The sequence below is a fragment of the Arthrobacter sp. B3I4 genome (genome assembly GCF_030816855.1).
GTDB lineage: Bacteria > Actinomycetota > Actinomycetes > Actinomycetales > Micrococcaceae > Arthrobacter.
This window is the reverse complement of sequence record NZ_JAUSYK010000001.1, coordinates 1,336,533-1,363,328: the sequence shown is the minus strand read 5'-3', so window position 1 is coordinate 1,363,328 and position 26,796 is coordinate 1,336,533. Positions and strand designations below refer to the sequence as shown.

Genomic DNA, 26,796 nt, shown 5'->3' with positions numbered 1-26,796 from the left:
CACGGCGGATCGAGCGGGTCAACCGGACGGCCCAGGATGACGTGCCGAAGGAGGCGCCGTCCGGTCAGGCGACGGTGATGCCGAGATGACCGGCCAGTAGCGGCGCCAACAAGGTCAGCTGGTAATCATCGACGACAACACCGGAAAGGCTGCCGAGGCCGCTGAGGGAGCGGAAGTCCGTGCCGCGCAGGTCGAAATCCTTGAGCCGGGCGCCGGTGAAGTCCAGACTGCCGACTGTGCAGTTCTTGAGTGCCACCCGGGTCGCCGTACAGGAGCCAAGATCGAGTTCATTGATGATGCAGTCGCTGATCTGCACGTCCACCAGCTTGGAGCCGCGGAGGTTCACGTAGTCGAGCTTGCCGCCGTCAATCCGCACCGACTGCCAGCTGCTTTCATACAGCTCGGCAGAGCCCCAGCGGGGATTGTGGATTTCCACGTCCCGCAGGCCGGACCGGGCGGCCGTGAAGACCGGCGCGTAAACCTCCGCCAGCACGCAGTCCCGGAAGGTCGCCCCGCGCAGTTGGGTTTCGTTAAAGGACACACCGGCGAACCCGCATTCGACGAACTCGACGCCGCTGAGTTCCAGGCCATCGGCGGCCACGCGGTCATAGGCGACGCCGTCATAGCGCTCACCCCGTCGGAAGGCGGGAGCGGGGTCCTGGCGGAGGTCAGCCAGTCGGACGGGAGCGAGTCGCGGGGCCGCGAATTTAGGTTTGCCGGAAGCCATGCAACCGAGCCTAGCCCGGTCCGCGGCCGTCAGGCGCCGGGGGCCGGGGGTCGGGGGCGGAAGACCTGGCCAGGAACGGCCACGTTGACGGCTACCCGCTACCCGCCACCCGGCTTGAAGTAGTAAGCATGCTTTGTGTTATGGTGAAAATGCGTTGAATTTCAACCGGAAACGAAAGGTGGAACACGCCATGGGTATCGGAGACAAGATTCAAAACACGGCAGAGCACCTCGGCGGCAAGGCCAAGGAGGCCACCGGAAACGCCACCGACAATGACCGCCTGAAGGCCGAGGGTCAGAAGGACCAGGTCGTCGCGGACGCGAAGAAAGTCGGCGAAAACGTCAAGGACGCAGCCAAGCGCGACTAGTCGTCGGCATGAGCCTTAGAGACCAGCGGCGTCGGACATTCCTTTGGGGGATGCCCGGCGCCGCTTCTTTGTGCCGGTTTCCTCTGTGCCCGTCCTAGGCCCTGACCCCGCTTAGCCGACGGGTTTCGGAAACCCACGCCTCCGTTGCCCGGCTGGTGCTCGCCATCAGGCCACCTGCTGGCCACCGACGGTTACTACGCGCTGTCTGACCCACTCGGGAACAGCCGTTCGCCACTAGTGGCCGCAAAACCACTTCGCATAGCGGCCGCTGGTGTCAAAAGGGCGCGTCGCCTGTCAATGCGGACCCTGCCCCGGCCGGTTTCCCGCACCATGGCCGCGCTTAGGTCACTCATTTGCCAGGAACGGCCGCTAAACGCGCCGCCGTCACGCCCCCGCGCAGCCATTCGCCACAGATGGCCACAAAACCGTCTTGCATAGCGGCCACTTCCGTCAAATGGGCGCGTCGTTGATGTGGCTCCAGCTGGGTGCATCGGCCGCTCCGGGGTGGCCCTTTGGACCGCTCATAACGGCATCGTCGGAGCAGTCGATGGGTAAAGCACTACGACGGCGGCCACCCGAGGGTAGCCGCCGCCGTCGTGTCTGGTCCGGGAGTGTTAGCTGAACAGCTCGCTCTTGGGCTCGTTGTTCTTAACCTTCTGCCAGCCCAGCCACAGCACCACCGCGAAGAACGGAATGGTCGCCAGGGTCCAGAGGCCCAGGTGGAAGACCTCGCCGGTCTTGCTGGTCATGGTGTCAAAGCCGATCAGGATGGTGATCGCGAGCAGCGCCACGAGGCCGGCCCAGCTGGTCCACGGCGAGCCCGGCATCGGCAGGGAGGAGGCGTTGCCCTTGGTCTTGCGCAGCGCAATCTGGCTGGCGAAGATGGACGCCCAGGTGAAGATGACGCCGATCGAGGCGGTGTTCAGCGCCAGGTCGAAGGCGTGCGAGCCGCCCAGCCAGATGTTCAGCAGGATGCCCACGAGGTAGACGGCGCCGATGGCCAGGATGGCGGCGTACGGCACGTGGCTCTTGGACATCCGGGTGAGCCACTGCGGGGCATGCCCGTTGTTGGCCATGGTGCGGAAGATCCGGCCGATCGAGTACAGGCCCGAGTTGCAGGACGACAGCGCGGCGGTGATGACGATCATGTTCATCACGTCACCCATCCACGGCAGCCCCATCTGACCGAAGACGGTTACGAACGGTGAGGTGCCGGCCTTGTACTGGTCCGAGGGCAGCAGCATCGCCAGCAGGGTCACGGAACCGACGTAGAAGACAACAATGCGGATCACGACGGCGCGGATCGCCTTCGGGACCTCCTTGGCCGGGTCCTCCATCTCGCCGGCGGTGATGCCGACGAGCTCGATGGCGTTGTACGCGAAGATCACCGCATTGAGCACCAGGATCATCACCAGGGCACCCTTGGGGAACATGCCGCCGTCGGCCGCGAAGAGGTTGTTCACGGAGGCGTGGCCCGCCCCCACCTTGGCGTTGGTGACCACCATGAAGGTGCCCACGGCCAGGAAGATCAGGATGGCCGCGACCTTGAGGACCGAAGCCCAGAACTCGAACTCACCGAACGCCTTGACGCTCATCAGGTTCACGCCGACGAGCAGCAGCAGCGCCGCGATGGCGGTGAGCTCCACCGGCACGTTGGGGAAAAAGAACTGGAAGTAGAGCCCGATCGCGATCAGTTCGGCGATGCCGGTCATGGCCCAGTTGATGAAGTACATCCAGCCGGACAGGTAAGCGCCCTTCTTGCCGAACATCTCGCCGGCGTAGCTGACGAACGAACCGGAGGTCTGGCGGTACATGATCAGTTCGCCCAGGGCCCGCATCAGCAGATAGGCGATGACGCCGGCGACGGCGTAGGAGAAGATCAGTGCCGGGCCGGTCGAGGCAAGGCGCCCGCCGGCTCCCATGAAGAGGCCGACGCCGATGGCGCCGCCCATCGCGATCATGGTGACCTGGCGGCCGTTCAGGGTTTTCTTGTAGCCCTCGGCGCTGAGGGTCGAGTCGACGACGGCGGGTTGCGCCGGCGCGCTCTGGGGTGCAGTGGAAGTACTTTGTGGCACAACTGTTCCTTGTGGTCGGGGTGTTGCCGGGACGGGCAGGCGAGTCAGGGCAGCAAAAGCGGGGTCGGTCCGTGATTTGGGGTCAACGGAAGTGCCGGAGCCCGCATGGCTCGCAGCGTCGCGCGGCTCATCCATAGTACTAGCTTTGGCGGTCCAGTCGTGACCCGGGCAACACCGGCGCCCGGCCGCCGCTAGGCTGTTTCCATGGCCACCGTTCCTCGTCAACTACCGGCGCCGCGTCCGGAACTCTACGTTTTTTCCCGGCTGGACTACGCCACGGCAGGGATCTATGTGGCGGTCACCGCGTTGTTCGCCACCGCGTCCGCGCTGTTGGTCCCCCTGCTGCTGCAGCTCTCACCCAACCCCGCGGTGGCCTCCTACGCCGCGAACCTGGCCTTCTACGCAGTCATTGGCCTGCTCGCCCTGGCAGCAGTGCGCCGCGTCGCGCTTCGGGATCTTCGCGTCCTGGCAACGCGGCCCTGGTTCACGCTGCTCATGGTGCCGCTGGCGGTGGTGGCCATGATGATCCTCACCGCCGTCCTGGTGGCCCTGACCGGGCCGCCGCAGACGTCCGCCAACCAGGCCGGCCTGCAGGCCCTCATGCAGCAGATCCCGGCCTGGCTGATGGTGCCGCTGCTGGTGATCGTCGGCCCGTTCGTGGAGGAGTACATCTTCCGGCACCTGCTGATCGGCAAATTGGGCCGGAAGATCAACGTCTGGTTCTGCTGCGCCCTCTCGGTGGCGCTGTTCGCGGCCCTGCATATTGTGGGCCAGGAGGCGCTGACTTTACCCGTGCTCATGCCGTACCTCGCCATGGGTGCGACCCTGGTCTTCGTCTATGTGTGGACGGGCAAGAACGTGATGTTCTCCTACTTCGTCCATGCTGCGAAAAATCTGCTGGCCGTGATCTTCATTTACGCCATTCCGCCGGAACTCCTCGAACAGGTGCAGTAGCACCCGGCCTCTGGCGCCGCGGGCCCCGCCGTCGTAGGTTTCTCCCATGGCATTGAACATCCAGATCGCTGTTGACTGCTCCGACCCGCACAACCTGGCCGACTGGTGGGCGGAAACCCTTGAGTGGGCGGTGGAGCCGCAGGACGAGGATTTCATCCGCTCCATGATCGAGCAGGGCTTCGCGACCGACGCCGAGACAACGCGGCACCGCGGCAAGCTGGTCTGGCGGACCGGAGCCGCGATCCGCCCGCCGGGGGACCTCGATGCCAAACCGGCCACCCCGCGGATCCTGTTCCAGACCGCTCCGGAAGCGAAGACCGTGAAGAACCGGGTGCACTGGGACGTGAACCTCGCCGGGGCGGACAAGGACGAGGTCCGCGCCGCGCTCGAGGCACGCGGCGCGACGTACTTGTGGACCGCCAATGAGGGCCCGCACTCCTGGTACACCATGGCGGACCCGGAGGGCAACGAGTTCTGCATCAGCTGAGCCGATTACTAGACTCGGTCTGTGAGCAACGAAATCCCCGCCAAGGTATCCGACGTCTTTGACCCCACCCGCTGGCGCACCGTGTCCGGCTTCGACTTCCAGGACCTGACCTACCACCGGCAGGTGGAGCGCTCCGCCGACGGCACCGTGGTCAAGGACCTGCCGACCGTGCGCATCGCGTTCAACCGGCCCGAGGTGCGCAATGCCTTCCGGCCAGGCACCGTGGACGAGCTCTACCGGGCCATGGATCACGCCCGGATGACCCCGGATGTTGCCACCGTCCTGCTCACCGGCAACGGGCCGTCCGCCAAGGACGGGGGCCACTCTTTCTGCTCCGGCGGCGACCAGCGGATCCGGGGCCGGGACGGGTACCGCTATGCGGAAGGGGAAACCCCGGAAACCATCGACCCGGCCCGCGCCGGCCGGCTGCACATCCTCGAGGTCCAGCGGCTGACGCGGACCATGCCCAAGGTGGTCATCGCCGTCGTGAACGGCTGGGCCGCCGGCGGCGGGCACTCGCTGCACGTCGTCTCCGACCTCACCATCGCCTCCCGGCAGCACGGCAAGTTCAAGCAGACCGACGCGACGGTGGGCAGCTTCGACGCCGGCTACGGCTCGGCGCTGCTGGCCCGCCAGATCGGCCAGAAGGCAGCCCGCGAGATCTTCTTCCTCGCCCGTGAATATTCCGCCGAGGACATGGTCCGGATGGGGGCGGTCAACGAGGCCGTGGACCACGAGCGGCTTGAGGAAGTGGCCTTGGAGTACGCTGCGGACATCGCCCGGCAGTCCCCGCAGGCCATCCGGATGCTGAAGTTCGCCTTCAATCTCGCCGACGACGGCCTGGCCGGCCAGCAGGTCTTCGCCGGTGAGGCGACGCGGCTGGCCTACATGACGGACGAGGCGGTGGAGGGCAAGGAGGCCTTCCTCGAGAAGCGCGATCCGGACTGGTCCAAGTTCCCCTACTACTTCTAGGGAGCAGCCATGACTTCCGGAGCTGACACTCCCCAACCCCCGAACATCGAACCCGCCCTCGCGGCCCTCGCGGCTGCCCTTCGCGGTGAGGGCCCCGCCGTCGAACTGTCCGCCGGTGCGGACGGCTCCCCCGCCGTCCGGCTCGTGGAAACGCCCGGGTTCGAGGACGCCGCCGTCGTGGTCCGCACGTCCGGCTCCACCGGGACACCCAAAGCCACCGTCCTCACGGTGGACGCCCTGGCCGCCTCCTCAATGGCAACGGCGATGGCACTCAAGGGCGAAGGCCAGTGGCTGCTGGCGCTGCCGGTGCAATATGTCGCCGGGGTGCAGGTGCTGGTCCGTTCGCTCTTCGCCGGCACCCGGCCCTGGGCCATGGACCTGTCCGCCGGCTTCACGCCGGAGGCCTTCACCGCCGCCGCGCTGGAGCTGACCGACCCGGTCCGCTTCACCTCGCTGGTGCCAACGCAGCTGCAGCGGCTGCTGGCGGAGCCGTCGGCCGATACGCTGGCCGTGCTGCGGCGCTTTAACGCAGTCCTGCTTGGCGGCGGTCCGGCGTCGGGGGAGCTGCTGACAGCGGCCCGGGACGCCGGCATCAAGGCCGTAACCACCTACGGCTCGGCCGAAACTTGCGGCGGCTGCGTGTACGACGGCGTGCCGCTGGACGGCGCGGAGGTCAAGCTCGATTCCGACGGCCGGATCCTGCTCGGCGGCGCCACCGTCGCCGCCGGCTACCTCGACGAGCCGGAGCTGACGGCGTCGTCGTTCGTCGAGGAGGACGGCATCCGCTGGTACCGCACGAGCGACCTTGGCAGCCTTTCGACGGACGGTGCGCTCACGGTGCTGGGACGGGCCGACGACGTCGTGATCACCGGCGGGGTCAAGGTCTCCGCCGCGCACGTGCAGGCCGAGCTGGAGCGGCTCGACGGCGTGCGCGCGGCATTCGTGGCCGGTGTTCCGTCAGCCCAATGGGGCCAAGCGCTGGCGGCGTACGTCGTGCTGGCCGACCAGTCAGCGGAAGCGGCTGAGGCATTCACGATGCGCTTCGCCGCGGGCGGCGCCGGAGCGTTGACCGGTGCGCTGGCTCCCAAGACCGTGCTGACCGCAGCGGAGTTGTTGATGCTCCCCAACGGTAAACCGGACCGGCTGGCCATGACGGTTCGGCTCGACGCGCGGCATCAGGGAAAATAGAGAAGTTCCAAACAAGTCTGTCCAACAGCTCTACACACCAAACCAACGAGGTACTGAACGTGGCCACAGCCGCACAATGGATCCAAGGCGCCCGTCCGCGCACCCTGCCGGCCGCCATCGCACCGGTGCTGATCGGGTCCGCAGCGGCCTATGAGATGGGTGCGTTCCGCCTCGTCAACGCGGTGCTGGCTGCCATGGTGGCCCTGCTCCTGCAGATCGGCGTGAACTACGCCAACGACTATTCGGACGGCATCCGCGGCACCGACGAGGACCGGGTCGGCCCGCTCCGGCTGGTTGGCTCCGGCGCAGCGGAGCCGGGGCTCGTCAAACGGGCCGCGTTCGCCGCCTTCGGACTGGCGATGCTGTTCGGCTTGGCCCTGGTCATCATCACCCAGGCGTGGTGGCTGATCTTGGTGGGCCTGGGCTGCGTCTTCGCGGCGTGGGGTTACACCGGGGGCAAGAACCCGTACGGCTATCTGGGCCTGGGTGACCTGTTCGTGTTTGTCTTCTTCGGACTGGTGGCGACGCTGGGCACCACCTATACCCAGGCCGGCCGGCTCAGTCTCGCCGCTGTCATCGGGGCCATCGGGACAGGCCTCATCGCGTGTGCCCTGCTGATGGCCAACAATGTGCGGGACATCCCCACCGACCGGGTGGCGGGCAAGAAGACCCTCGCGGTACGGCTTGGCGACAAGCACGCCCGGGAAAGCTACGTGCTGATGCTGGCCGTGGCGATCCTGCTGGTAATCGTCCTGGCACCGGCCAAGCCGTGGATGCTGATCGTGCTGCTGCTCATTCCGGCGAGCCTGATGCCGTCGTGGCTGATGATCGCGGGACGACGCCGCAAGAGCCTGATCCCCGTATTGAAGCAGACGGGGCTGATTAACCTCGGCTACGCTCTGCTGTTCTCGCTCGGCCTGGTGCTGAGCCGCGGGTTCTAGGGCCCGCTCCGGGCACGCTGCCGACCGGCTCCCGGGCCTCTGCCGGGTACCGAGCGGTATTAGGAGTCGTTTGCGTCTTTGCGGCGGCTGTCGGTGCGCACGGTGACGTCCGGGTGGGCGTCGACGAGACGGTCCTCGGCGTCGGCGTCGTTGACCTCACCAGCGCTGCGCAGCGGCTTAGCCTTGCCGGAGAAGCGGTTCCGCAGCGAGGCGGTGGCCTCGTCGCGCTGCTTCTGGAAGAACAGGAAGCTGATGGCGAAGGCCATCATGCCCGCGCAGAGCGCAGCCAGCAGCCAGCCGAGTTGCAGGTAAACAAACAGGGCGAACAACGGCGCGAACAACGCCAGACGGATCAGGGAGTATTTCAGGAAAGCCACGCTCCCAGTTTAGCCGCCCGGGCAATTGGCCCGGGGCAGGAAGTCCACGCGGAGGCTAAACTGAAGCTATGCTCCGCGTTGTGGTACCAATCGTTGTACTGGTCGTCTTTGTCTACGGACTGATTGACCTGATCCGCACTGACGCCCGCGAGACCAAGGGCATTTCCAAGCCGGCCTGGATCGTGGTGCAAATCGTTCTCCCCGTGATCGGCGCAGTGCTGTGGTTTCTGATTGGCCGGCCGCGCACTGGTTCCGCTCCGGCCCCTTCCACGTACCGCCACCCCACCGCCCCGGATGACGACCCTGACTTCCTTCGCAACCTGGAGCAGCGCCGGCGCAACCAGGCGGAGGCCGACCGGCTCAAGAAGCTCAAGGCCGAGTTGGACGCCAAGGAACGCGGGCTCGGCAACGGCGAATCCCGTCCGGGATCCGGTGAAACGCATGACAGCGGCGACTCGGCGCAGGGCACGGACGAGGTCAAGTAAACTCCCCCGCTTCTCGCGGTCCTCATCACTTCGGGGGCTTGCCTGGGGCGGCGCCCTGTCCTGTGCGGTGACCTCGGGGCCTCCCCCCGTTACCTTTTTCGTAGCCCGTTCCTGTTGCAGGATATGGGTGTGCTGGCCTGCCGGCCCCGGCATGATTGCCGCCCCCAGTCGTCAATGATCCGGGGGGTGTTGTCACCGGGTCCGGTAGGTGCCGGAGAGACCGCTAATAGAGGCAGGACAGGTTGGGATCGTCGTGCGTAACGTGGGTGCCGGGCTCTGACACCGCGGACAGTCCAGCACTGGGTATCAGCTGCTGCGACTGGAGGTACAGGTGATCGGAAACCACGAAAGCATTGATGTCTTCATCGGCCTGGACGTCGGCAAGGGCGAGCACCACGCCGTTGCCGTGGACCGGGCCGGTAAGAAACTCTTCGACAAGGCTTTGCCCAACGACGAGGCCCGGCTGCGCGACATCCTCGGCTCTTTGAGCAGGCACGGCAGTATCCTGCTCGTGGTTGACCAGCCGGCCACGATCGGTGCACTCCCCGTCGCGGTTGCCCGGGCCGCCGGCGTCACAGTCGGATACCTGCCCGGGCTGGCGATGCGTCGAATCGCGGACCTGCACCCCGGCGAAGCGAAAACCGACGCGCGGGACGCGTTCATCATCGCCGAAGCGGCACGGACCATGCCGCACACACTGCGCTCCATCCAGATCGCAGACGAACAGCTCGCGGAACTGACCATGCTCTGCGGCTTCGATGACGACCTGGCCAAACAGGCCACCGCAACCTCGAACCGGATCCGGGGCCTGCTGACCCAGATCCACCCCGCACTGGAGCGTGTCCTGGGCCCGCGGTTGGACCACCCGGCAGTGTTGGACCTGCTGCGGACCTGGCCGACCCCCGAAGCCCTCCGCCATGCCGGCCGGCGCAGGATCGCAAACCGGCTCACGAAGCTTGCACCCAGGATGGGCGAACGCCTCGCCGACGAGATCATCGACGCACTGGACCAACAAACGGTCACCGTCGTCGGGACAAACGCTGCCACGATCGTGCTGCCACAGTTGGCGACGATGCTCGCCGACATCCGGCAGGCCCGCGACACCGTTTTCACCCAGGTTGAAGCCCTCGTGGAGGCCCACCCTCTTCACCCGGTCCTGACGTCACTCCCGGCGGTCGGCGTCAGGACCGCAGCACGGATCCTCACAGAGATCGTCGGCAAAGACTTCGCATCTGCCGGGCACCTGGCCTCCTACGCAGGCCTCGCCCCCGTGACCTGGAGATCCGGAACATCAATCCGCGGAGACCACGCATCGCGGAAGGGAAACAAGATCCTCAAAAGAGCCCTCTTCCTCTCCGCCTTCGCCGCGCTAAAAGATCCTCCGTCGAGGGCCTACTACGACCGGAAGCGAGCCGAAGGCAAACGTCACAACCAGGCTCTCATCGCCCTGGCCCGCCGCCGCTGCGACACCCTCTACGCCATGCTCAGGGACGGCACCTTCTACGAACCACGGCTACCCTCAGCCGCTTGACGAAAACCATAGAGGCACCCCCCAGCGCGCGGCGGCGTCCGCCATCGTCCGCCCACGTCCGTAGCGACTCGCGTGGCTGCGTCCACCGTCGTCGGCCCACGTCCGTAGCGACTCGCGTGGCTGCGTCCACCGTCGTCGGCCCACGTCCGTAGCGACTCCTAATCCTGAGCCGGACCTGAGCCGAAGATCCGCCCATCGGCCACAAGTGGCCGCTTTTGCTACCGCTGAAGCGGCCGTCTCCGACAAAACGCCGTTCCCGTGTCCCGGTCGCAGGCTCCAGCCGGCGGTGACCACTACTCCCCCACACCCTGCTTCGCCTGTGGACAACGTCCACACCGGGTTCTGTCGGGGCAGAATCCACCTATGCGCCAGCCCAGTGAGCTTCCTCCGCAGCTTCGCAACAGACCATTCACCATAGAGGACGCCCGCGCGGCGGGGCTGAGCCGGCGCAGGATCCGGGCTCGGGATCTGGTCAGCCCGTGTCACGGGGTGCGGGCGACTGCCACCATGCAGGGAACGCTTCTCGACCGCGTCCATGCCCTGGCGGCGGTGACCGCCGCGGTGGTGAGCCATTTATCCGCAGCGCTCCTGTGGGGTTTCCCCCTCCCCGTTTCCCTGGCGAAGACGGCCGTCGTTCACCTGACGACCCCGCCGGCGCGTCGAGCTGTCCGACGCAAAGACGTCGTGGGCCACCAATGTGCACTTGCACCGGAGGAAATCGTGGCCGGCATGCGGGTCCGCTGCACGTCTCCGCTGCGGACCTGGTTCGATCTTGCCAGCATGCTCAGCCTCGACGACTTGGTGATTGCTGGCGACTTCCTGCTGCGGCGCCGGAATCCCCTCGCCACAATCGACGACCTTGACATGTACCTCGCCGGAAAGAAGGGACAGCCGGGCTACAGGAATGCCTCACGCGCCCGGGCTCTGGTCCGCGCCGGCACAGACTCCCCCAAGGAGACCGAACTCCGGTTGCTGCTGATCCGACACGGCCTGCCCGAGCCTCGCATCAACGCCCCGATCTTCGACGACACCGGTGGCTGGATCGAGGACCCGGACTTGTCCTACCGACGGGAAAAGGTCGCCATCCAATACGACGGCGGCCATCACGCCGATCCCGCGCAGCGTCGCAGTGACATCTTTCGCGACGAAAAAGCTCGGGATGCGGGATGGCGGGTAGTGGTATTGACCCAGTGGGATCTGACTCCGTTCGCCCCCGGTATGGAGGCTACGGCGGTGACCAGAGTGAGGGCGGCGTTGGTGGAACGTGGCTGGTCGCCAAGCCCGCGTCCGAAAAGGAGACGGCATTCCGCAGCTGCCGCACAGCCCCCGCCCAAATGACAAAGGTGGCCGCTAAGCAGGCGGCTTAGCGGCCATCTCCGGCGAACCGGCGGTGCCACCCCGCGGACGAACCCCGGTGGCCGACGTCGACCTCCCAGCCGCCGCCCAACTGACAAAAACGGCCGGTAAGCAGGTGGCTTAGCGGCCATCTCCGGCGAACCGGCGGTGCCACCTCACGGACGAACCCAGGTGGCCGACGTCGGCCGCACAGCCCCCGCCCAAATGACAGAGATGGCCGCTAAGCCCAGTGGCGTAGCGGCCATCTCCGGCGAACCGGCGGTGCCACCTCACGGACGAACCCAGGTGGCCGACGTCGGCCGCACAGCCCCCGCCCAAATGACAAAAATGGCCGCTAAGCCCAGTGGCGTAGCGGCCATATCCGGCGAACCGGTGGTGACACCGCGGGGACGAACCCAGGTGGCCGACGTCGGCCTCACAGCCGCCGCCCAACTGACAGAGATGGCCGCTAAGCCCAGTGGCGTAGCGGCCATCTCCGGCGGTCCGACGGTGAGATCGCGGGGACGAACCCGGTCCGGCCCGGTCCTCGCGGGTTCCGCTGGGCGATCGGACCGTCGCAACGGAATCAGACAGAGACCCCTGGTCCGGGCACCCGGGTCCGGGCACCGTAGCGGATTCAGCGGCTGGCCCCTACAGGCCGGAGTACGAGTGCAGGCCGTTGAAGAACTGGTTCACGATGGTGAAGTTGAAGACCACGCACAGGTAACCGACGATCGACAGCCAGGCTGCGCGGGTTCCGGTCCAGCCGCGGGTGGCGCGGGCGTGCAGGTAACCGGCATAAACGACCCAGATGACGAAGGTCCAAACCTCTTTGGTGTCCCAGCCCCAGAATCGGCCCCAGGCCTTCTCGGCCCAGATGGCGCCGAACATCAGCGTGAAGGTCCCAGCCGACGAAGGCGATCGCGTTGATCCGGTAGGACAGGTTTTCCAGGCTCAGGGCGTTCGGGACCAGGCGCATGAAGCCAAGCTTGTCGGCCCCGCCGGCCGCGATGGTCTTCTGCCGGTGTGACTGAACCAGCTGCAGCGCGGACATCGCAAAGGTCAGGGTGAACAGCGCCGAGGAGAGCACCGCGATGGAGACGTGGATGATCAGCCAGTAGCTCTGCAGCGCCGGCACCAGGTGCCCCACCGGCGTCCAGAACGCGACGGAGGCCGCGACCAGCATGATGATCGCCAGCCCGATCACGAAGGTGCCGAGGAAGCGCAGGTCGCGGCGGATGAGCACCAGCAGGAAGACGGCCACGGCCACGAACGCGCCGGTGGTCAGGAACTCGTACATGTTGCCCCACGGCACCCGGCCCGCACCGAGCGCGCGGGTGATGACGCCGGCGGCGTGGATGGCGGCGCCCAGCACGGCAAGGGCGACGGCGACCCGGGCGGGTACGCGGCGCTCGGCGCCGTAGCGCATGCCGCCGTCGGCCGTCACGCCCGCTGCATTGGCCTGGCTGCCGGAGACGGACGACGTCGGGCGTTCAGCGCGCCCGACCGGGCCGGCCAAGTCCGAGTCTGCGCGGTCCATGGCCCCGCTCGAAGCCCCGACGCCGGCACCCACAGGAACGCGGGCCGGCTCGGTTCCGGACAGCTCCGCCGCCTTCAGGTCCACCGCGCGCAGGGTCTTGCTGCTCTTGGCCAGGTCCCAGGCGAAGGCAATAAAGGCCACCGTGTAGGTGCCCGCTGCGAGCAGCATGAAGAGCTCGCTGTACTGGCCCATGGTTTCGTTGATGGGGAGCATTACTGATCCTTCTTTGACTCGGTGGAGCCTGCTGTGGACTGGATGAAGCCGGTTGCGGGGCGGTCGGGAGCCGAGGGTTCGGCGCGGCCGGGCGCCGCAGGTTCGGTGCCGGTGCCGGCCGGCGGGGTGTCCGCCCGGCTATTGTCCGCCCCGGCGCTGGGAACAGGCTGGGAGGCGGTGTCGTCCAGCGGCCAGGTGGCGGCCAGGAGTGCCCGGATCGCGGACGCTTCCCCGGCGAGCCGGTGGTCCTCGCCGCGCGCCAGCAGTCCGTACTCGACCATGGTCCGGCCGTCCTCGTGGGTGCCGGTCCGCACCCAGACGCGGCGGCGGTTGACGTACAGCGAGGTGACCAGGCCGGCGACGGCGAGCAGCGCGAAGAACAGGGCGTAGCCCTGGCCGGGGTTGTGGTGGATGTCCACGCCGACGTAGCGTTTCACGCCGTCGAAGCTGATCGTGCCCTTGCCGTCCGGAAGGGTATGGGTCGCCCCCGGCGTCAGCACGATGCCCTTGGTGGGCAGGTTGCGCGCGTTGAGCGGGGTCAACTTCTTCACGTCGAGCTCGAACACGTTCTGCGGTGCCCCGTCGTTCAGGCCGAGGTCGCCGTAGTAGGAGTTGAGCGTCAGCTGGGGGTTGAACAGCTCGGGATCGCCGCTGAAGGAGACCCCCTCCGGGGTCACGAAGGCGGTGGGCAGGAAGAAGCCGGCGAAGGCGAGCTGTTCGGGCTTGGCGTCGGGAACCTTGATAACCACCGAGGAGTAGTAGTTGTCGCCCTGCAGCTTGGCCACCACCGGGCCCTGCATGGCGACGTTGCCTGCGCCGTCGCGGACCGTAACCACCGGGGCGTAGCCGTTACCGGTCAGGTAGATGCTGGTGCCCCCGAGGTTCAGCGGGTCGTTGACCTTCAGCACCTCCTGCTTGGCGGGGGCGTCCGGGTTCTCCCTGGTGGTCACGTCGGCTTTGAAGTCGATCGGCTGGCCGAACTTGCCCTGCGACTCGCGGTCGAAGGTGATTTGAAATTTGTCCAGCTGGATGGAGTAGGGCTGCAGCTGGCTGGACTGGAAGTTGGTGCCCGGGCTGAACTGGTCGTAGCCGACCAGGGTGTTCACGAAGGTGTCCCCCTCAACCAGAATCCGCTGCCCGCTGTAGCCGAACAGTCCGCCGGCCGCGACGGACACCAGCACGCCGATCAGCGCGGTGTGGAAGACGAGGTTGCCGACCTCGCGAAGGAAACCGCGTTCGGCGCCGACGGAGGGCCGGGCGCCGTCGCGGTCGCGGACCTCGACGCGGTAGCCGCGCTTCTTCAGCAGGGCGGCGGCGTCATCAATGGCGCGCGACGCCGGGATCCCGGCGTCGGCGGGGATGACGAGCGTGCCGTATTCGGGCAGCCGGGACAGCCGGGCCGGGGTGCGCGGGGGCTGGGACCGCATCGCCTTGTAGTGGGCGACTGCACGTGGTACGACGCAGCCGATCAGCGAGATGAACAGCAGGATGTAGATCGCGGAGAACCACGCCGAGGAGTACACGTCGTAGAGCTGCAGTGAGTCCAGCAGCTTGCCGTAGTCCGGGTGGTCCTTGATGTACTGGGTGACCACTGCCGGGTTGGCGGGCCGCTGCGGGAACAGCGATCCGGGTACGGCGGCGACAGCGAGCAGCAGCAGCAAAAACAGCGCGGTGCGCATGCTGGTCAGCTGGGTCCAGGCCCAGCGGAGCATACCGACCGGTCCGAGCGACGGCAGGACAGCGTCGGCCTTGGCAGTGGAAACAGCGGTTTCGACGGGCGTGGCGCCGGATCCGGTGCTGCCGGTGGTCCGGGATTTCTTCTGTACGTTCACTCGCTCGCTCATCAGATCGGCAATTTCACATCGGTTTGGAACCAGTACTGCAGCCCGGACACCCAGGCACCCCAGACCCCGCTGGCCATCAGCAGGCCGAGCACAATGAGGATGCCGCCGCCGGTGCGCTGGATGGCGAGCCGGTGCGTGCGGAAGAAGGCCATAACCCCGACGCCGCGGCGGACCGCCAGGGCGATCAGCAGGAACGGGATGCCAAGGCCGAGGCTATAGACGAAGGCCAGCAGGGCACCCTTGGCCGCGGAGGAGCCACCGGAGAGGCTCAGCAGCTGGACAGCCGAGTAGGTCGGGCCGATGCACGGCGCCCAGCCCAGCCCGAAGGTGATGCCCAGCAACGGCGCTCCCCACAGGCCGGCCGGCGGCTTGGCGTGGATCTTTGCGTCGCGCTGCAGCCAGGAGAACCCGCCCAGGAACACCACGCCCATCAGGATTACCAGCACGCCCAGCAGCTGCGTAATCCAGGCGTTCTGCGCTCCGGTGATCAGCGTTCCCAGCTGGCCGAATGCCCCGCCGAGGAGAACGAAAATGACGGAGAAGCCGAGGACGAACAGCCCGATTCCGGCCAGCATCCGGCCGCGTTTCTGCTTCTGCAGGTCGACGCCGGTCAGCCCGGTCACGTAGCCCAGATAGCCGGGCACCAGCGGCAGCACGCAGGGCGACAGGAAGGACACAAGTCCGGCCAGCAGCGCCACCGGGACGGCAAGCAGCAGCGACCCGTTCAGGATGGCTTCGGCGAAGGGGCTGTTCACGGCGTCAGCTACTCGGCTGCTCGGCCACGGCGGAGGCGATGAGGGACTTCAGAGTGCCCTTCTGGATTTCACCGAGGACCCTGGACGCGACCCGGCCCTGTTTGTCGAGCACCAGCGTGGTGGGGACAGCACCCGGCGGCACCAGCCCGGATACGGCCAGCAGCACTGCCCCGTCCTTGTCGTTGAAGCTCGGGTAGGTCAGGTTGAAGGTCTTGTCGAACGCGTCCGCCGTCGCCTTCTCATCGCGCAGGTTGACGCCGTAGAACTGGACGCCCTGGCCCTTGAACTCCTGGTGCAGGGCCTCCAGCGACGGCGCCTCGACCCGGCACGGGGCACAGGCGGCGAACCAGAAGTTAAGTACGGTCACCTTGCCCTGGAAGTCCGACGCCGTGACGGGCGTGCCGTCGAACAGCGTCCCCTTGATGTCCACGGGCTTCTTCCGGTCACCGACGGCGAATTCCGTGACCGATCCGTCGCCGGCAACGTAGTTCTTGTTGTCCCCGGCTTTGGCCTGCTTGGCAAGATCGTCCTCCTGGGCGCAGCCGGACAGTCCAAACACGGCAGCCAAGGCAGCGCCGCCGGCGGTGAGGAGGCGCCGCCTGCTCAGCGGTAGGTCGGTTTCGAACATGGTCAGGCTCCCGGCGTGCTGGATGCGCCGGGCAGGAGGGCGGCCGCGGGCTCGCTGTAGTCCACGCGCAACAGCGATCCGGCGTCGTCGAACACCAGGGAGGTCACGGAGGTCAGCGTGCATTCGCGTTTGCGCGGATCGTGCCACAGGGGCTTCCCTTCGGCGCTGAGCCGGGTGGCCCAGATGGGCAGCTGGTGGCTGACCAGGATGGCTTCGCTGCCTTCGCCGCCGAGTTCGATGGCCCGCAGGCGAGCGTCCTGGACTGCGGCTGCCACCCGCGCGGCCTGCTCCTTGTAGGGCTCGCCCCAGGACGGACGGAGCGGGTTGCGCAGCATCGGCCAGTGCTTCGGCTTGAAGATTTCGGCCCTGGAGACCTGCAGTCCCTCAAAGTAGTTGGCGGCCTCGATGATCCGCTCCTCGGTGGCGATTTCAAGGCCGAGGGCCTCAGAGATCGGCCGGGCCGTTTCCTGGGCGCGGGTCAGCGGGGACGCCGCCAGGTGCACGATGTTCGCTCCCTGGGCAGCACGGGCACTGAAGTGCTCGGCCAGCGTCACGGCCATCTGCCGGCCCAGTTCGGAGAGGTGAAACTCAGGCAACCGGCCGTACAGGACGCCGTCGGGGTTGTAGACCTCGCCGTGGCGGAGCAAATGAACAGTGGCTTGGGGCATGTGTACCAGTTTCTCAAAGGGCAGGGGCAATGACGAAATCTTCTACAAGAAGTAGAACTGCACGTTTTGCAGAAATGTTCCCCGCCGGTGGAATAAAAGATGCAAATGCATGTTTATACTGGATGCAGCAGTTAGTTGAGACTTCAACCAATGAGGTCGCGACCAGCGATCGGACGAACCAGCCACAACCATTCAAGGAGAATCACCATGGCACTTCCCGCTAACCTCACCACCGGTACCTGGACCCTCGACGCCTCGCACAGCGAGATCGGCTTCTCGGTCCGCCACGCAGGGATCAGCAAGGTCCGCGGCCAGTTCAAGGAAGCTGACGCGACCCTGGCACTGGCGGAGAACGTCGAAGACTCCAAGGTCAACGCCACCATCAAGACCGCCAGCTTCGATTCCGGCGATGCCAACCGCGACGGCCACGTCCGCGGCGAGGACTTCTTCGACGTCGAGAAGTTCCCGGAAATCTCCTTTGTCTCCAACGCCATCGTTCCCAAGGGCGACGCCTACGAACTCCAGGGCGACCTGACCATCAAGGGCATTACCCGTCCCGTCGCGCTGGAAACCGAACTCAACGGCGTGGCCGTTGACCCGTTCGGCAACACCCGCGCAGGCCTGACCGCTGAGACCACCATCAGCCGCAAGGACTTCGGCCTGACCTGGAACGCGGTTCTGGAAACCGGCGGCGTGCTGGTCAGCGACAAGGTTGCCATCAACCTGGAGCTGGCGTTCATCGCCCCCGCCGCCTAGTCGGTCCCGCACAAACCCAGTACCCGTGCCATTCCCGGATGGCACGGGTACTGGTTTTTAACGGTCAATCGGCTAAGGCGCCCAAGCGTGCTGTATCCCCGAATGCCGCCACGCGCGCCCGGGACTCGGCGCCTCCGGGGAACCGCCAGCAGGGCGGTCTAAAGTGAAATTTATGAGCAATACCGGCGATCTTCCTGAGCCAGACAAGCACGGTCCCGGCCGCCAGGGAGCCCGGCCGGGCCGGTTCCGCTTCACGTGGCCGGACGATCGCCCGCGGAACTTCCGCGAGGCCCTGCCGCTGGGCGGTTATTCAGAGATATTCTCCGTCCCGGCCATGCCCACCGGACTCAGGGTTTCCTATTGGATCTGGGTCGTCGGCGGCCTGCTGGGGCTGCTTGCGGGTGTGGTTGGACTGTTCGGGGCGCTCGTCCTGTTTGTGGTGTCGCCGCCCGCCGGCATCCTGTTGCTCCTGCTGGTACTCGTGGCCCTTGCCCTGGCCGCCGCCCAGATCATCCTCGCCATGAAGATGAAGGAGGGCTGGGAATGGGCCCGGTTCGCCCTGACCATCGCCGCCGGGGTGAGCCTGCTGATCGCCGCCCTCGGCACGGGCTTCGCGGGCGGCGGGAGCTGGCCCGGTTTTGTGCTTAGTCTGGCCGCGACCGTGCTCATGTGGCTGCCCAGTGCACAATCATGGTTCGACGCCGCTAAGCGCCGGTTCTAGTCGCTGACCCAGTGCCGCCGCCGTGCGGCAGCACTTCCTGCCGACTCTGCCTAGGGGGCACAGCCGAGCCTCACCGGCGTATGGGATGTGATGCCGAGAATACGCCGGCGGAATACCCCAAACCGTCGCGGGGCCGGGGTACGGTGGAGATTAACCACGCTGGGGGCAGGGTTAGGAAAACTGGTCCCGGTAGTTCCATCCCGTCATCCAACCCAAAGGACCGCCATGAGTAACCCGCCAGTCGAGCCTTCCGACCCGGACGGACCCGAGTCGGGCAAGCAGGCTCCGCAGTACGGTGAAAACACTCCCCAGTATGGGCAGAACGCTCCCCAGTACGGCCAGCAGTCGCCGGGTTACGGGCAGAACGCTCCCCAGTACGGCCAGCAGTCGCCGGGTTACGGGCAGAACGCTCCCCAGTACGGCCAGCAGTCGCCGGGTTACGGACAGAACGCTCCCCAGTACGGCCAGCAGTCGCCGGGTTACGGACAGAACGCTCCCCAGTACGGCCAGCAGTCGCCGGTCTACGGTCAGAACCAATACGGCCAGCAACCGCCGGTGTACGGGCAGAACCAGTACGGCCAAGGCCCCTCCCCCTACGCGCAGTACCCTTCAGGACAGCCGGAGGCTTCATCCGGCATGCCGAAGCTGCTCAACACGGCTTTCTGGTTGCTCGTCGCGTCGGGTGCAGTGTGGATTGTCTCCCTCTTGCTGGCAATCGGGACCGTAGACACTCCCGCTATGCGCGACATGGTCGAACAGCAAATGACCGCCAGCGGTGCCAGCATCAGCTTCGAAGACATCAAGGGTGCGATCATCGGCAGCATTATCGCCTTCGCCGTCATCAGTGCCGGACTCTACGCACTGGTTGCGCTGAACGTGCGTAAAGGCAAAAACTGGGCCCGGATTCTGGGAACGGTCTTCGCCGTCCTTTCCATCTTCAGCCTCTTCCCGTTCAGCCTTGGCACTTTGGCAGTCCTCCTCGGCATCGCCGGCATCGTTATCACCTACCTGCCGACGGTGGCGCCTTATTTCCGGAAGCAGCCGTTCGCCAACCCGTACGCACAGAACCCCTACGGCCGGTAATCACAAGGGCCTCCGCGCAGGGCGCGGGAGCCGGAACGGCCGACTGAAGCTAGTCGGCGTCGTCCGGGTCCTGCGCCCTTTGCGCGTGATAGGCCAGGATCTGCAGCTCGGTGGCCATGTCAACCTTGCGGAGATTGACATCGGACGGCACCTGCAGCATGACCGGGGCGAAACTAAGGATGCTCCGCACCCCAGCCGCGACCACCCTGTCGCAGACGCCCTGCGCCGCAGCTGCCGGCAGGGCCAGCACCACCATATTGGTGCGGGTACGGTGCAGCACCGCCTCAAGGTCCGCGGCATCACTGACCCGCAGCCATCCCACCTCGCTGCCCACCACCATCTGGTCGGCGTCGAGAATGGCCACGATGTCAAAGCCGCGCGACTCGAAACCGCCGTAACGCGCGAGCGCTTTTCCCAAGTTTCCCGCGCCGACAATCGCCACCTTCCAGTCGCGGGTGAGGCCCAGGGCTGCGGCAATGTGTCGGTTCAGGTACTGCACTTCATAGCCGACGCCCCTGGTTCCATAGGAACCGACGTAGGAGAGGTCCTTGCGGAGGGTGGAGGAGCTGACGCCGGACGCCTCGGCGAGGGATTCGGAGGAAACCCGGTCCACCCCCTCCGCCAACAAAGTGGTCAGGGCGCGCAGATAAAGCGTCAGCCGGGCCACGGCCGCTGGCGGGATCTGTTTGGCGGCAGCGCCGGCCGCCCCCGGCAGGGCGTCAGGTGAAGAATCCAGCGAAGTCACTATCTGCTCCATTGCGTCGCGTTGTGGTCCCACTCTAGGGCCACTGAAGTTCAGGCAACAAAGCGGCAGCCGGCGAGCCGCAGCTGCCCCGGATCACCGCGGCTGCGCGCCGCACTCAGTCCGGCTGGCCGAGGAGCCCCCGCAGGGTTCGGGTTAGCCGTGCCTCATCGATCCGCCAAAAGTCGCGCTGGACGCCATCGACCAGCAACACCGGAATCTCCTCCGCGTAACGCTCGCGCAGGCCGTCGTCGTCTTCAATCGACTGCTCGGACCACCCGAGTCCGAAGGCAGCGGTGACGCGTCCGACGGCGTCGCGCGCGTCGGCACACAGGTGGCAGTCAGCTTTGGTGATGAGGACTACCTCGGGACGGCGAGCGGGTTCGAGCATGCAACCACGGTAGCCCGGAGTGCGGCCCGGCGTCGACGCGGTCCGGGCCCGCCTTTCGCTCCGGTGCGGCGGGGCAGGACTGCGCGCCGAGATCCCCGACATTGACTAGACTCATGGCATGCCCGAGGAGAAGATCGTCGCTGTGGCCACGCGGCCGGCTGCATCGCCGCAGCACGGCGAAGCAGCCTTCTTCGACGTCGACAACACCCTCATGAGGGGCGCCAGCCTGTTCCATGTCGCGCGGAAAATGCACCAGCGCGGCGCGTTCACTATCCCCCAGGCAGCCGGCTTCGCCTGGAAGCAGCTGATGTTCGTCTGCCGCGGTGAGAACATCGACGACGTCCACGCCGTCCGCGACACCGCCTTGAGCCTGGCCTCAGGCTTCACCGTCGAGGACATCGAGGCCCTGGGCGAAGAGGTCTACGACGAAATGATCGAGTCCCGGATCTGGCCCGGGACCAAGGCGTTGGCCGAGCAGCACTTGCGGATGGACCGCCCGGTCTGGCTCGTCACGGCCACGCCGATCGAGGTCGCCACGGTGATCTCCACCCGGCTGGGCCTTACCGGTGCGCTCGGAACAGTGGGTGAAATCCACGAGGGCTCCTACACCGGACGGCTGGTGGGAGAAATCCTGCACGGGCCGGCCAAGGCCGTGGCAGTGCGGCTCGTCGCCGAGCGGGAAGGCCTGGACCTGAGCCGGTGCTGGGCGTACAGCGACTCGCACAACGACATCCCGCTGCTCAGCATGGTCGGGCACCCGGTAGCAATCAACCCCGATGCCCGGTTGCGGCGCCACGCCCGCGACCGCAACTGGCCGGTTTACGACTTCCGCTCCGGCCGCAGGGCCGCGACCCTGGGGCTCAAGGCTGCGACCGTCGGCGGGGCGGTCTACGGTCTCTGGCGCGGCTTCTCCCGCTTCCGCGGCCCCACCCTATAGAAGCACACACCCCGGTACGGGGAACCCCGGTCCGGGACGCCCCCATCCGAAAGGGCAGCACTTTGCCGGATCCGGCGCAAAGAAAATGCCCGCCGCCGAAAGGCGACGGGCATTGACGTTTGCGAAGTATCTCTACTTCTTGTTGCGACGCTGGTGGCGCGTCTTGCGAAGCAGCTTGCGGTGCTTCTTCTTGGCCATACGCTTGCGACGCTTCTTAATAACTGAACCCACGAAAGTTCCTTACCGGCTAGATGCAGTACCTGCCCGTTGGGAAGTGTCCGCGGGCTACGCTGCAGACTGAACAACTGGCAGGTTCTTACAATGACGTAAAACGTTCCTTAACAGGGTACCGCCTCTCGGGGGCACACCATGACCGCGGGACTCCGGGGATCTGCTGCTCACCCGGTGTACGCCGGACGGCTCAGCCCGTCTCGGAACGACCGTCGACGACAGCGCCCTTGAGGTACTGCTCGACGGCGCTTTCCGGAACACGGTAGGAGCGGCCGAAACGCACCGCCGGCATTTCGCCGGAGTGCACCAGGCGATACACGGTCATTTTAGATACGCGCATGACCTCCGCGACCTCAGCCACGGTGAGGAAGCGCGCGTTGGAAAAGTTGGCCTCCGAAGACATTTCCCTTATTCCTTTGCTCAAGCGAACGGCTGCCCCGTCTGATCGACATGGCGGTGTGCCGATGCTGAGCCATCAAACAAACCATGTGCTAGATACTCTAGAGGTTAGTGGTGCCAATGTGAAAGGTTTCCGCAGGAATACGCTCAAGATTTCCCAAGGATTTCGCCACCGTCCGCCGGCCAGCGCGCAGGTCAGCCCCGGGCCCGGCGGGCTCGCACCGAAGCTGCCAGCTGGCCCAGGAGCGAGGACGTCACCTCCCAGTCCATGCAGGCATCGGTGACGCTCTGGCCGTACGTCAGGTCATCGACTCCGGCAGCGTGGTCGGCGACGTCGAGCGACTGCGCCCCGCCCACCAGGAAGCTTTCCAGCATGACGCCGGCAATGGCGGAGGCGGACGCTCCGCCGTTCTCCAGCTGCGCGCCGATCTCAAGTGCAACTTCCGCCTGCCGGTGGTGGTTCTTGCCGCTGTTGGCATGGCTCGCGTCAACGATCAGGCGCGGATTCAGCTGCCCGGCAGCGAGCCGGGCCGAGGCGGCTTCGACATCCGCCGCGGCGAAGTTAGGCCCCTGGCTTCCGCCACGCAGGATTACGTGGGTATCCGGATTACCGGCGGTGCTCACCAGCGCGGCCCGCCCGCCGCCGTCGATCCCCAGGAACGCCTGCGCAGCCCCGGCCGCACTGCAGGCATCAAGCGCCACCTGCAGGCCTCCGTCGGTCCCGTTCTTGAAGCCGATCGGCATGGAGAGCCCGGAGGCGAGCTGGCGGTGGATCTGGCTTTCAGTGGTGCGCGCGCCGATGGCGCCCCAGGCAACGAGGTCAGCCATGTATTGCGGACTGATCGGTTCCAGGAACTCGGTGGCGGTGGGCAGACCCAGCGCGGTGACCTGCCGCAGGAACTGGCGCGCCGCGCGCAGACCGGCGGCGATGTCGTGGCTGCCGTCGAGCCTCGGGTCGTTGATCAGGCCTTTCCATCCGACCGTGGTGCGCGGCTTCTCGAAGTAGGTGCGCATGACGATGAGCAGGTCTTCACGGTGTTTCTCGGCCTGGCTGACCAACCGGCGGGCGTATTCGAGTCCCGCCTTGGGATCGTGGATGGAGCAGGGGCCGACGATCACGAGAAGCCGGTCATCAAGCCCGTCCATGATGGCGCGGACCTCGTCCCGGCCGCGGCCGACGACGTCGGAGCCCCGGGCATCCAGCGGAAGCTCCGCGATCATGTCCTCAGGGGTGGGCAGCGCGGTGAATTCACTGATCCGCAGGTTGGAGGTGGAGTGCTGGCGCTCGGGGGCTGCTTCGATGCTCATCGTGGGTCCTGTTCCGGGATGCGGAGCGGGCCCTGATCAGAACCCGCCGGAGAAATGGCGAAGGGCAGAGAATGATCTCTGCCCTGTTGGCTCTGAAGGTGTGTTGGATGCGTGTCAGTTAGACGCGGGCCCCTCCAGAGCCAACGAAAAATACGCATACCAACGGTTTGTCATGTCCCTGACCATAGCCCGCCAGCAGGTCCGAAAACAAAGCGGCCGCGTAACAATCCACCTGGTGCGCGGTAGTTGATGCGGTAGGAGCGCGGCTCTACAGTGTGGTTGGACCACAAGAGTGCGAGATGAGACATGCCGGAGGCAGCAATGACGCAGACCATCGATCCCGGAAACCCCGAGGCTCCGACGACGCCGGAGGACACCGCGGCGGCAACCGGCGGCCGCGCCGGGACAGCGCCGGACACCGACCGGAGCGGCCCCGTGCCTGCCGCCCTCCGCCGCCGCGTACCCAAATACGCCGATCTCGCGCCGTTGATGCAGTTCAAGAAGCCGGAGTTCAGCCGGGACGCCAGACTGCGCCGCGCCAGCACCATCTGGGATCTTCGGGACATGGCCAAGCGGCGCACGCCCAAGGCGCCGTTCGATTACACCGACGGAGCCGCGGAGGCAGAGATCACCCTGCGCCGGGCACGGCAGGCATTCCAGGACATCGAGTTCCGCCCCGGCATCCTGCGCGACGTCTCCGCCGTGGACCTCGGCGTCGAAATCCTCGGTAAAACCGCCCGCCTGCCCTTTGGCATCGCACCGACCGGCTTCACCCGGATGATGCAGTCCGAGGGTGAATACGCCGGTTCCGGTGCCGCGGCGGCGGCCGGCATCCCCTACACGCTGTCCACCATGGGCACCGCCTCCATCGAAGACGTCGCCGCCGCCGCACCGGAGGGCCGGAACTGGTTCCAGCTCTACCTTTGGACCGACCGGGACCGCTCCCTTGAACTGATCGAACGCGCGGCGAAGGCCGGCAACGACACCCTCATGGTCACGGTGGACACCGCCGTCGCCGGCGCCCGCCTCCGGGACGTCCGCAACGGCATGACCATCCCGCCGGCGCTGACCCTGAAGACCGTGCTGGACGCGTCGTACCGGCCGGCCTGGTGGTTCAACTTCCTCACCCACGAACCGCTGACCTTCGCGTCGCTTTCGCGCTATACCGGAACCGTGGCCGACCTGATCAACTCGATGTTCGACCCGACCCTGACCTTCGAGGACCTCGACTGGCTGCGCGAGACGTGGAAGGGCAACCTCGTGGTGAAGGGCATCCAGACCGTCGATGACGCACGCAAGGTCGCGGATCACGGAGCCGACGGCGTGGTGCTGTCCAACCACGGCGGCCGCCAGCTGGACCGGGCGCCCATTCCATTCCACCTGCTCCCGGAAGTATCCGCGGCACTCAAAGCCGACCACAGCGACGCGGCCGTCATCCTCGACACCGGCATCATGAGCGGCGCGGACATCATCGCGGCCCTGGCCCTGGGGGCGGACTTCACCCTGATCGGCCGCGCGTACCTGTACGGGCTCATGGCCGGCGGCCGGGCCGGGGTCGACCGGGCCATCGAGATCCTGGCAGCTGACATGCGCCGCACCATGGCGCTGCTGGGCGTCAGCCGGATCTCGGAACTCAACCCGGACCACGTCCGGCTGCTCGGGCACTGACCCCCGCGGTCCCCGAGTGCGCAGCTGCGGCAGTGTTCGCCGGAAACATTGCCGCGAACTGCCCACTCGGCGTGGGGAACCCGCGGCGGGGGCATGATGGCGCCCCTAGATGAGGCCCTGGGCGAGCATCGCGTCCGCCACCTTCACGAAGCCGCCGATGTTCGCGCCCAGCACGTAGTTCCCCGGGTCTCCGTACTCCGCCGCGGTGGCCGCACAGTTGTCATGGATTCCGACCATGATCTCGGTGAGCCGTTCTTCCGTGTGCGCGAAGGACCAGGAGTCACGGCTGGCGTTCTGCTGCATTTCCAGCGCAGAGGTGGCGACGCCGCCGGCGTTGGCGGCCTTGCCCGGCCCGAAGAGGACGCCGGCCGCCTGAAACACCGCGACCGCCTCCCGGGTGGAGGGCATGTTGGCGCCTTCCCCCACGGCCACGAGCCCGTTGCCGACCAGCCGCTCTGCAGCATCGCCGTCGAGCTCGTTCTGCGTCGCACACGGCAGCGCGACCGTCGCCTCTACGTCCCAGACAGAGCCACCCTCGACGTAGGCCACGCCGGAGCGGCGTGCCTCATACTCCTTGAGCCGGCCGCGCTCCACCTCTTTGATCTGGCGGAGCAGCTCAAGGTCGATTCCCGCCTCGTCCACGATGTAGCCGGCCGAATCGGAGCACGCCACGACTCTCGCGCCGAGTGCTTGCGCCTTGGCGATCGCATAGATGGCGACATTCCCGGATCCGGAGACCACTACCCGCTGGCCGTCGAAGGACTGCCCGCGGGTCTTCAGCATCTCCTCGGTGAAAATCACGGTGCCGTAGCCCGTGGCCTCCGGCCGCACCAGTGAACCGCCCCAGGAAATGCCCTTGCCGGTGAGGACCCCCGATTCATAGCGGTTGGTGATCCGCTTGTACTGTCCGAAAAGGTAGCCGATTTCGCGGCCGCCGACGCCGATGTCCCCCGCCGGCACGTCGGTGTACTCGCCGATATGCCGGTACAGCTCCGTCATGAAGGACTGGCAGAAGCGCATGACCTCGGCATCCGAGCGTCCGCGGGGGTCGAAGTCCGAGCCGCCCTTGCCGCCGCCGATCGGCATGCCGGTGAGCGCATTTTTGAAGATCTGCTCGAAGCCAAGGAACTTCACGATGCCCAGGTTCACCGACGGGTGGAACCGCAGGCCGCCCTTAAAGGGCCCCAGCGCCGAGTTGAACTCCACCCGGAAACCGCGGTTGATCTGCACCCGGCCGGCGTCGTCCATCCAGGGAACCCGGAAAATTATCTGCCGTTCCGGTTCGCAGAGCCTTTCCAGGACGGCGCCCTCAAGGAATTCCGGGTGGCGGTCGTGCACGGGTCCCAGGCTTTCGAAGACCTCGGTAACTGCCTGGTGGAATTCCTCTTCACCGGGGTTCCGGGCCAGGACAGTGTCGCGGATACCTTCGAGCCGTGCGTCCATTGCAACTCCTCCATGTGGAACCCGGTATCG

At 66.5% G+C, this 26,796-nt stretch carries 26 protein-coding genes and 2 pseudogenes; 14 read left to right on the top strand and 14 right to left on the bottom strand.

Annotated elements, in window-relative coordinates; all coding sequences use genetic code 11:
• Positions 1-64: 64 nt before the first annotated feature.
• Positions 65-727 carry a pentapeptide repeat-containing protein gene (locus QFZ61_RS06435; RefSeq protein ID WP_307034402.1) on the bottom strand — a complete coding sequence of 221 codons (663 nt, stop codon included), beginning with the start codon at positions 725-727 and terminating at the stop codon, positions 65-67.
• Between the two features lie 190 nt (positions 728-917).
• Here QFZ61_RS06435 and QFZ61_RS06430 point away from each other — a divergent pair, with 190 nt between their 5' ends.
• Positions 918-1,094 (top strand): CsbD family protein, encoded by a 177-nt coding sequence (locus QFZ61_RS06430; RefSeq protein WP_307034399.1) that lies wholly within the window; start codon positions 918-920, stop codon positions 1,092-1,094.
• Between the two features lie 614 nt (positions 1,095-1,708).
• Here the strand turns inward: QFZ61_RS06430 and QFZ61_RS06425 are convergent.
• A complete protein-coding gene (locus QFZ61_RS06425) occupies positions 1,709-3,169 on the bottom strand; it encodes an amino acid permease (protein ID WP_307034398.1) in 1,461 nt (486 codons plus the stop codon).
• A gap of 204 nt (positions 3,170-3,373) precedes the next feature.
• Here QFZ61_RS06425 and QFZ61_RS06420 point away from each other — a divergent pair, with 204 nt between their 5' ends.
• Genes QFZ61_RS06420 through QFZ61_RS06400 form a run of 5 tightly spaced genes read left to right on the top strand, consistent with a single transcriptional unit; the run spans position 3,374 to position 7,711 of the window.
• Positions 3,374-4,123: a CPBP family intramembrane glutamic endopeptidase gene (locus tag QFZ61_RS06420; protein WP_307034396.1), complete on the top strand. Its 750-nt coding sequence runs from the start codon at positions 3,374-3,376 to the stop codon at positions 4,121-4,123.
• A 46-nt stretch (positions 4,124-4,169) separates the two neighbouring features.
• A complete protein-coding gene (locus QFZ61_RS06415) occupies positions 4,170-4,610 on the top strand; it encodes a VOC family protein (RefSeq protein WP_307034394.1) in 441 nt (146 codons plus the stop codon).
• A gap of 21 nt (positions 4,611-4,631) precedes the next feature.
• The gene (locus tag QFZ61_RS06410) at positions 4,632-5,582 is read left to right on the top strand and encodes a 1,4-dihydroxy-2-naphthoyl-CoA synthase (protein ID WP_307034392.1); all 951 of its coding nucleotides are present in this window, start codon (positions 4,632-4,634) and stop codon (positions 5,580-5,582) included.
• 9 nt (positions 5,583-5,591) lie between these two features.
• Positions 5,592-6,770, top strand: a complete 1,179-nt coding sequence (locus QFZ61_RS06405; RefSeq protein WP_307034390.1) for an AMP-binding protein — start codon at positions 5,592-5,594, stop codon at positions 6,768-6,770.
• Positions 6,771-6,829: 59 nt separating this feature from the next.
• The gene (locus QFZ61_RS06400) at positions 6,830-7,711 is read left to right on the top strand and encodes a 1,4-dihydroxy-2-naphthoate polyprenyltransferase (RefSeq protein ID WP_307034388.1); all 882 of its coding nucleotides are present in this window, start codon (positions 6,830-6,832) and stop codon (positions 7,709-7,711) included.
• 59 nt (positions 7,712-7,770) lie between these two features.
• Here the strand turns inward: QFZ61_RS06400 and QFZ61_RS06395 are convergent, their stop codons facing one another.
• A complete protein-coding gene (locus QFZ61_RS06395) occupies positions 7,771-8,088 on the bottom strand; it encodes a DUF4229 domain-containing protein (protein WP_307034386.1) in 318 nt (105 codons plus the stop codon).
• A 68-nt stretch (positions 8,089-8,156) separates the two neighbouring features.
• Between QFZ61_RS06395 and QFZ61_RS06390 the strand changes: the two genes are divergently transcribed.
• The 3 genes and pseudogenes from QFZ61_RS06390 (at position 8,157) to QFZ61_RS06380 (ending at position 11,442) form a co-directional block, all read left to right on the top strand.
• A complete protein-coding gene (locus QFZ61_RS06390) occupies positions 8,157-8,573 on the top strand; it encodes a PLD nuclease N-terminal domain-containing protein (RefSeq protein WP_307034384.1) in 417 nt (138 codons plus the stop codon).
• 305 nt (positions 8,574-8,878) lie between these two features.
• Positions 8,879-10,104: pseudogene (locus QFZ61_RS06385) on the top strand (IS110 family transposase).
• A gap of 507 nt (positions 10,105-10,611) precedes the next feature.
• Positions 10,612-11,442, top strand: coding sequence for a hypothetical protein (locus QFZ61_RS06380; RefSeq protein ID WP_307034382.1), 831 nt, complete (start codon positions 10,612-10,614; stop codon positions 11,440-11,442).
• Between the two features lie 648 nt (positions 11,443-12,090).
• On the opposite strand, the pseudogene ccsB reads toward QFZ61_RS06380, so the two are convergent.
• From ccsB to QFZ61_RS06355, 5 genes and pseudogenes are all read right to left on the bottom strand, one after another.
• Positions 12,091-13,192, bottom strand: a pseudogene (ccsB, locus tag QFZ61_RS06375) (c-type cytochrome biogenesis protein CcsB).
• The gene (locus QFZ61_RS06370; RefSeq protein WP_307034380.1) at positions 13,192-15,036 is read right to left on the bottom strand and encodes a cytochrome c biogenesis protein ResB; all 1,845 of its coding nucleotides are present in this window, start codon (positions 15,034-15,036) and stop codon (positions 13,192-13,194) included. The pseudogene ccsB and the gene QFZ61_RS06370 overlap by 1 nt, the downstream one beginning before the upstream one ends.
• Positions 15,036-15,791 carry a cytochrome c biogenesis CcdA family protein gene (locus tag QFZ61_RS06365; RefSeq protein WP_307034378.1) on the bottom strand — a complete coding sequence of 252 codons (756 nt, stop codon included), beginning with the start codon at positions 15,789-15,791 and terminating at the stop codon, positions 15,036-15,038. The genes QFZ61_RS06370 and QFZ61_RS06365 overlap by 1 nt, the downstream gene beginning before the upstream one ends.
• 4 nt (positions 15,792-15,795) lie before the next feature.
• On the bottom strand, positions 15,796-16,419 hold the full coding sequence (locus tag QFZ61_RS06360) for a TlpA disulfide reductase family protein (protein WP_307034376.1): 624 nt from the start codon (positions 16,417-16,419) through the stop codon (positions 15,796-15,798).
• A gap of 2 nt (positions 16,420-16,421) precedes the next feature.
• Positions 16,422-17,087: a histidine phosphatase family protein gene (locus QFZ61_RS06355; RefSeq protein ID WP_307034374.1), complete on the bottom strand. Its 666-nt coding sequence runs from the start codon at positions 17,085-17,087 to the stop codon at positions 16,422-16,424.
• A 207-nt stretch (positions 17,088-17,294) separates the two neighbouring features.
• Here QFZ61_RS06355 and QFZ61_RS06350 point away from each other — a divergent pair, with 207 nt between their 5' ends.
• The 3 genes from QFZ61_RS06350 to QFZ61_RS06340 all read left to right on the top strand — a co-directional run bounded on the left by QFZ61_RS06350 (position 17,295) and on the right by QFZ61_RS06340 (position 19,647).
• Positions 17,295-17,843: a YceI family protein gene (locus tag QFZ61_RS06350; RefSeq protein WP_307034372.1), complete on the top strand. Its 549-nt coding sequence runs from the start codon at positions 17,295-17,297 to the stop codon at positions 17,841-17,843.
• Between the two features lie 172 nt (positions 17,844-18,015).
• Entirely contained in the window at positions 18,016-18,564 is a 549-nt protein-coding gene (locus QFZ61_RS06345; protein ID WP_307034371.1) for a hypothetical protein, read from the top strand.
• A gap of 225 nt (positions 18,565-18,789) precedes the next feature.
• Positions 18,790-19,647, top strand: coding sequence for a hypothetical protein (locus QFZ61_RS06340; RefSeq protein ID WP_307034369.1), 858 nt, complete (start codon positions 18,790-18,792; stop codon positions 19,645-19,647).
• A gap of 49 nt (positions 19,648-19,696) precedes the next feature.
• Here the strand turns inward: QFZ61_RS06340 and QFZ61_RS06335 are convergent, their stop codons facing one another.
• Both QFZ61_RS06335 and QFZ61_RS06330 read right to left on the bottom strand, forming a co-directional pair.
• Complete coding sequence (locus tag QFZ61_RS06335) at positions 19,697-20,392, bottom strand: redox-sensing transcriptional repressor Rex (protein ID WP_307034366.1); 696 nt, start codon at positions 20,390-20,392, stop codon at positions 19,697-19,699.
• Between the two features lie 115 nt (positions 20,393-20,507).
• Positions 20,508-20,780 (bottom strand): glutaredoxin family protein, encoded by a 273-nt coding sequence (locus QFZ61_RS06330; protein WP_307034364.1) that lies wholly within the window; start codon positions 20,778-20,780, stop codon positions 20,508-20,510.
• 118 nt (positions 20,781-20,898) lie between these two features.
• Between QFZ61_RS06330 and QFZ61_RS06325 the strand changes: the two genes are divergently transcribed.
• Positions 20,899-21,717 (top strand): HAD family phosphatase, encoded by an 819-nt coding sequence (locus tag QFZ61_RS06325; RefSeq protein ID WP_307034361.1) that lies wholly within the window; start codon positions 20,899-20,901, stop codon positions 21,715-21,717.
• Positions 21,718-21,849: 132 nt separating this feature from the next.
• Here the strand turns inward: QFZ61_RS06325 and QFZ61_RS06320 are convergent, their stop codons facing one another.
• From QFZ61_RS06320 to QFZ61_RS06310, 3 genes are all read right to left on the bottom strand, one after another.
• Positions 21,850-21,948: a 30S ribosomal protein bS22 gene (locus tag QFZ61_RS06320; protein ID WP_003792170.1), complete on the bottom strand. Its 99-nt coding sequence runs from the start codon at positions 21,946-21,948 to the stop codon at positions 21,850-21,852.
• Between the two features lie 190 nt (positions 21,949-22,138).
• Positions 22,139-22,351, bottom strand: a complete 213-nt coding sequence (locus tag QFZ61_RS06315; protein WP_307034359.1) for a helix-turn-helix domain-containing protein — start codon at positions 22,349-22,351, stop codon at positions 22,139-22,141.
• Positions 22,352-22,542: 191 nt separating this feature from the next.
• Complete coding sequence (locus tag QFZ61_RS06310) at positions 22,543-23,655, bottom strand: 3-deoxy-7-phosphoheptulonate synthase (RefSeq protein WP_307034357.1); 1,113 nt, start codon at positions 23,653-23,655, stop codon at positions 22,543-22,545.
• Positions 23,656-23,976: 321 nt separating this feature from the next.
• Here QFZ61_RS06310 and QFZ61_RS06305 point away from each other — a divergent pair, with 321 nt between their 5' ends.
• Positions 23,977-25,323, top strand: a complete 1,347-nt coding sequence (locus QFZ61_RS06305; protein ID WP_307038031.1) for an alpha-hydroxy acid oxidase — start codon at positions 23,977-23,979, stop codon at positions 25,321-25,323.
• A 105-nt stretch (positions 25,324-25,428) separates the two neighbouring features.
• On the opposite strand, the gene gdhA is transcribed toward QFZ61_RS06305, so the two are convergent.
• Positions 25,429-26,766 (bottom strand): NADP-specific glutamate dehydrogenase, encoded by a 1,338-nt coding sequence (gdhA, locus tag QFZ61_RS06300; protein ID WP_307034355.1) that lies wholly within the window; start codon positions 26,764-26,766, stop codon positions 25,429-25,431.
• Between the last annotated feature and the right edge of the window lie 30 nt (positions 26,767-26,796).

What these genes read in the sequence shown, in the direction of transcription:
- QFZ61_RS06435 (WP_307034402.1), bottom strand. Translation starts at nt 727, where the DNA reads ATGGCTTCCGGCAAACCTAAATTCGCGGCCCCGCGACTCGCTCCCGTC.
- QFZ61_RS06430 (WP_307034399.1), top strand. Translation starts at nt 918, where the DNA reads ATGGGTATCGGAGACAAGATTCAAAACACGGCAGAGCACCTCGGCGGC.
- QFZ61_RS06420 (WP_307034396.1), top strand. Translation starts at nt 3,374, where the DNA reads ATGGCCACCGTTCCTCGTCAACTACCGGCGCCGCGTCCGGAACTCTAC.
- QFZ61_RS06415 (WP_307034394.1), top strand. Translation starts at nt 4,170, where the DNA reads ATGGCATTGAACATCCAGATCGCTGTTGACTGCTCCGACCCGCACAAC.
- QFZ61_RS06405 (WP_307034390.1), top strand. Translation starts at nt 5,592, where the DNA reads ATGACTTCCGGAGCTGACACTCCCCAACCCCCGAACATCGAACCCGCC.
- QFZ61_RS06390 (WP_307034384.1), top strand. Translation starts at nt 8,157, where the DNA reads ATGCTCCGCGTTGTGGTACCAATCGTTGTACTGGTCGTCTTTGTCTAC.
- QFZ61_RS06380 (WP_307034382.1), top strand. Translation starts at nt 10,612, where the DNA reads ATGCAGGGAACGCTTCTCGACCGCGTCCATGCCCTGGCGGCGGTGACC.
- QFZ61_RS06370 (WP_307034380.1), bottom strand. Translation starts at nt 15,036, where the DNA reads ATGAGCGAGCGAGTGAACGTACAGAAGAAATCCCGGACCACCGGCAGC.
- QFZ61_RS06360 (WP_307034376.1), bottom strand. Translation starts at nt 16,419, where the DNA reads ATGTTCGAAACCGACCTACCGCTGAGCAGGCGGCGCCTCCTCACCGCC.
- QFZ61_RS06355 (WP_307034374.1), bottom strand. Translation starts at nt 17,087, where the DNA reads ATGCCCCAAGCCACTGTTCATTTGCTCCGCCACGGCGAGGTCTACAAC.
- QFZ61_RS06350 (WP_307034372.1), top strand. Translation starts at nt 17,295, where the DNA reads ATGGCACTTCCCGCTAACCTCACCACCGGTACCTGGACCCTCGACGCC.
- QFZ61_RS06345 (WP_307034371.1), top strand. Translation starts at nt 18,016, where the DNA reads ATGAGCAATACCGGCGATCTTCCTGAGCCAGACAAGCACGGTCCCGGC.
- QFZ61_RS06340 (WP_307034369.1), top strand. Translation starts at nt 18,790, where the DNA reads ATGAGTAACCCGCCAGTCGAGCCTTCCGACCCGGACGGACCCGAGTCG.
- QFZ61_RS06330 (WP_307034364.1), bottom strand. Translation starts at nt 20,780, where the DNA reads ATGCTCGAACCCGCTCGCCGTCCCGAGGTAGTCCTCATCACCAAAGCT.
- QFZ61_RS06325 (WP_307034361.1), top strand. Translation starts at nt 20,899, where the DNA reads ATGCCCGAGGAGAAGATCGTCGCTGTGGCCACGCGGCCGGCTGCATCG.
- QFZ61_RS06315 (WP_307034359.1), bottom strand. Translation starts at nt 22,351, where the DNA reads ATGTCTTCGGAGGCCAACTTTTCCAACGCGCGCTTCCTCACCGTGGCT.
- QFZ61_RS06310 (WP_307034357.1), bottom strand. Translation starts at nt 23,655, where the DNA reads ATGAGCATCGAAGCAGCCCCCGAGCGCCAGCACTCCACCTCCAACCTG.
- QFZ61_RS06305 (WP_307038031.1), top strand. Translation starts at nt 23,977, where the DNA reads ATGACGCAGACCATCGATCCCGGAAACCCCGAGGCTCCGACGACGCCG.
- gdhA (WP_307034355.1), bottom strand. Translation starts at nt 26,766, where the DNA reads ATGGACGCACGGCTCGAAGGTATCCGCGACACTGTCCTGGCCCGGAAC.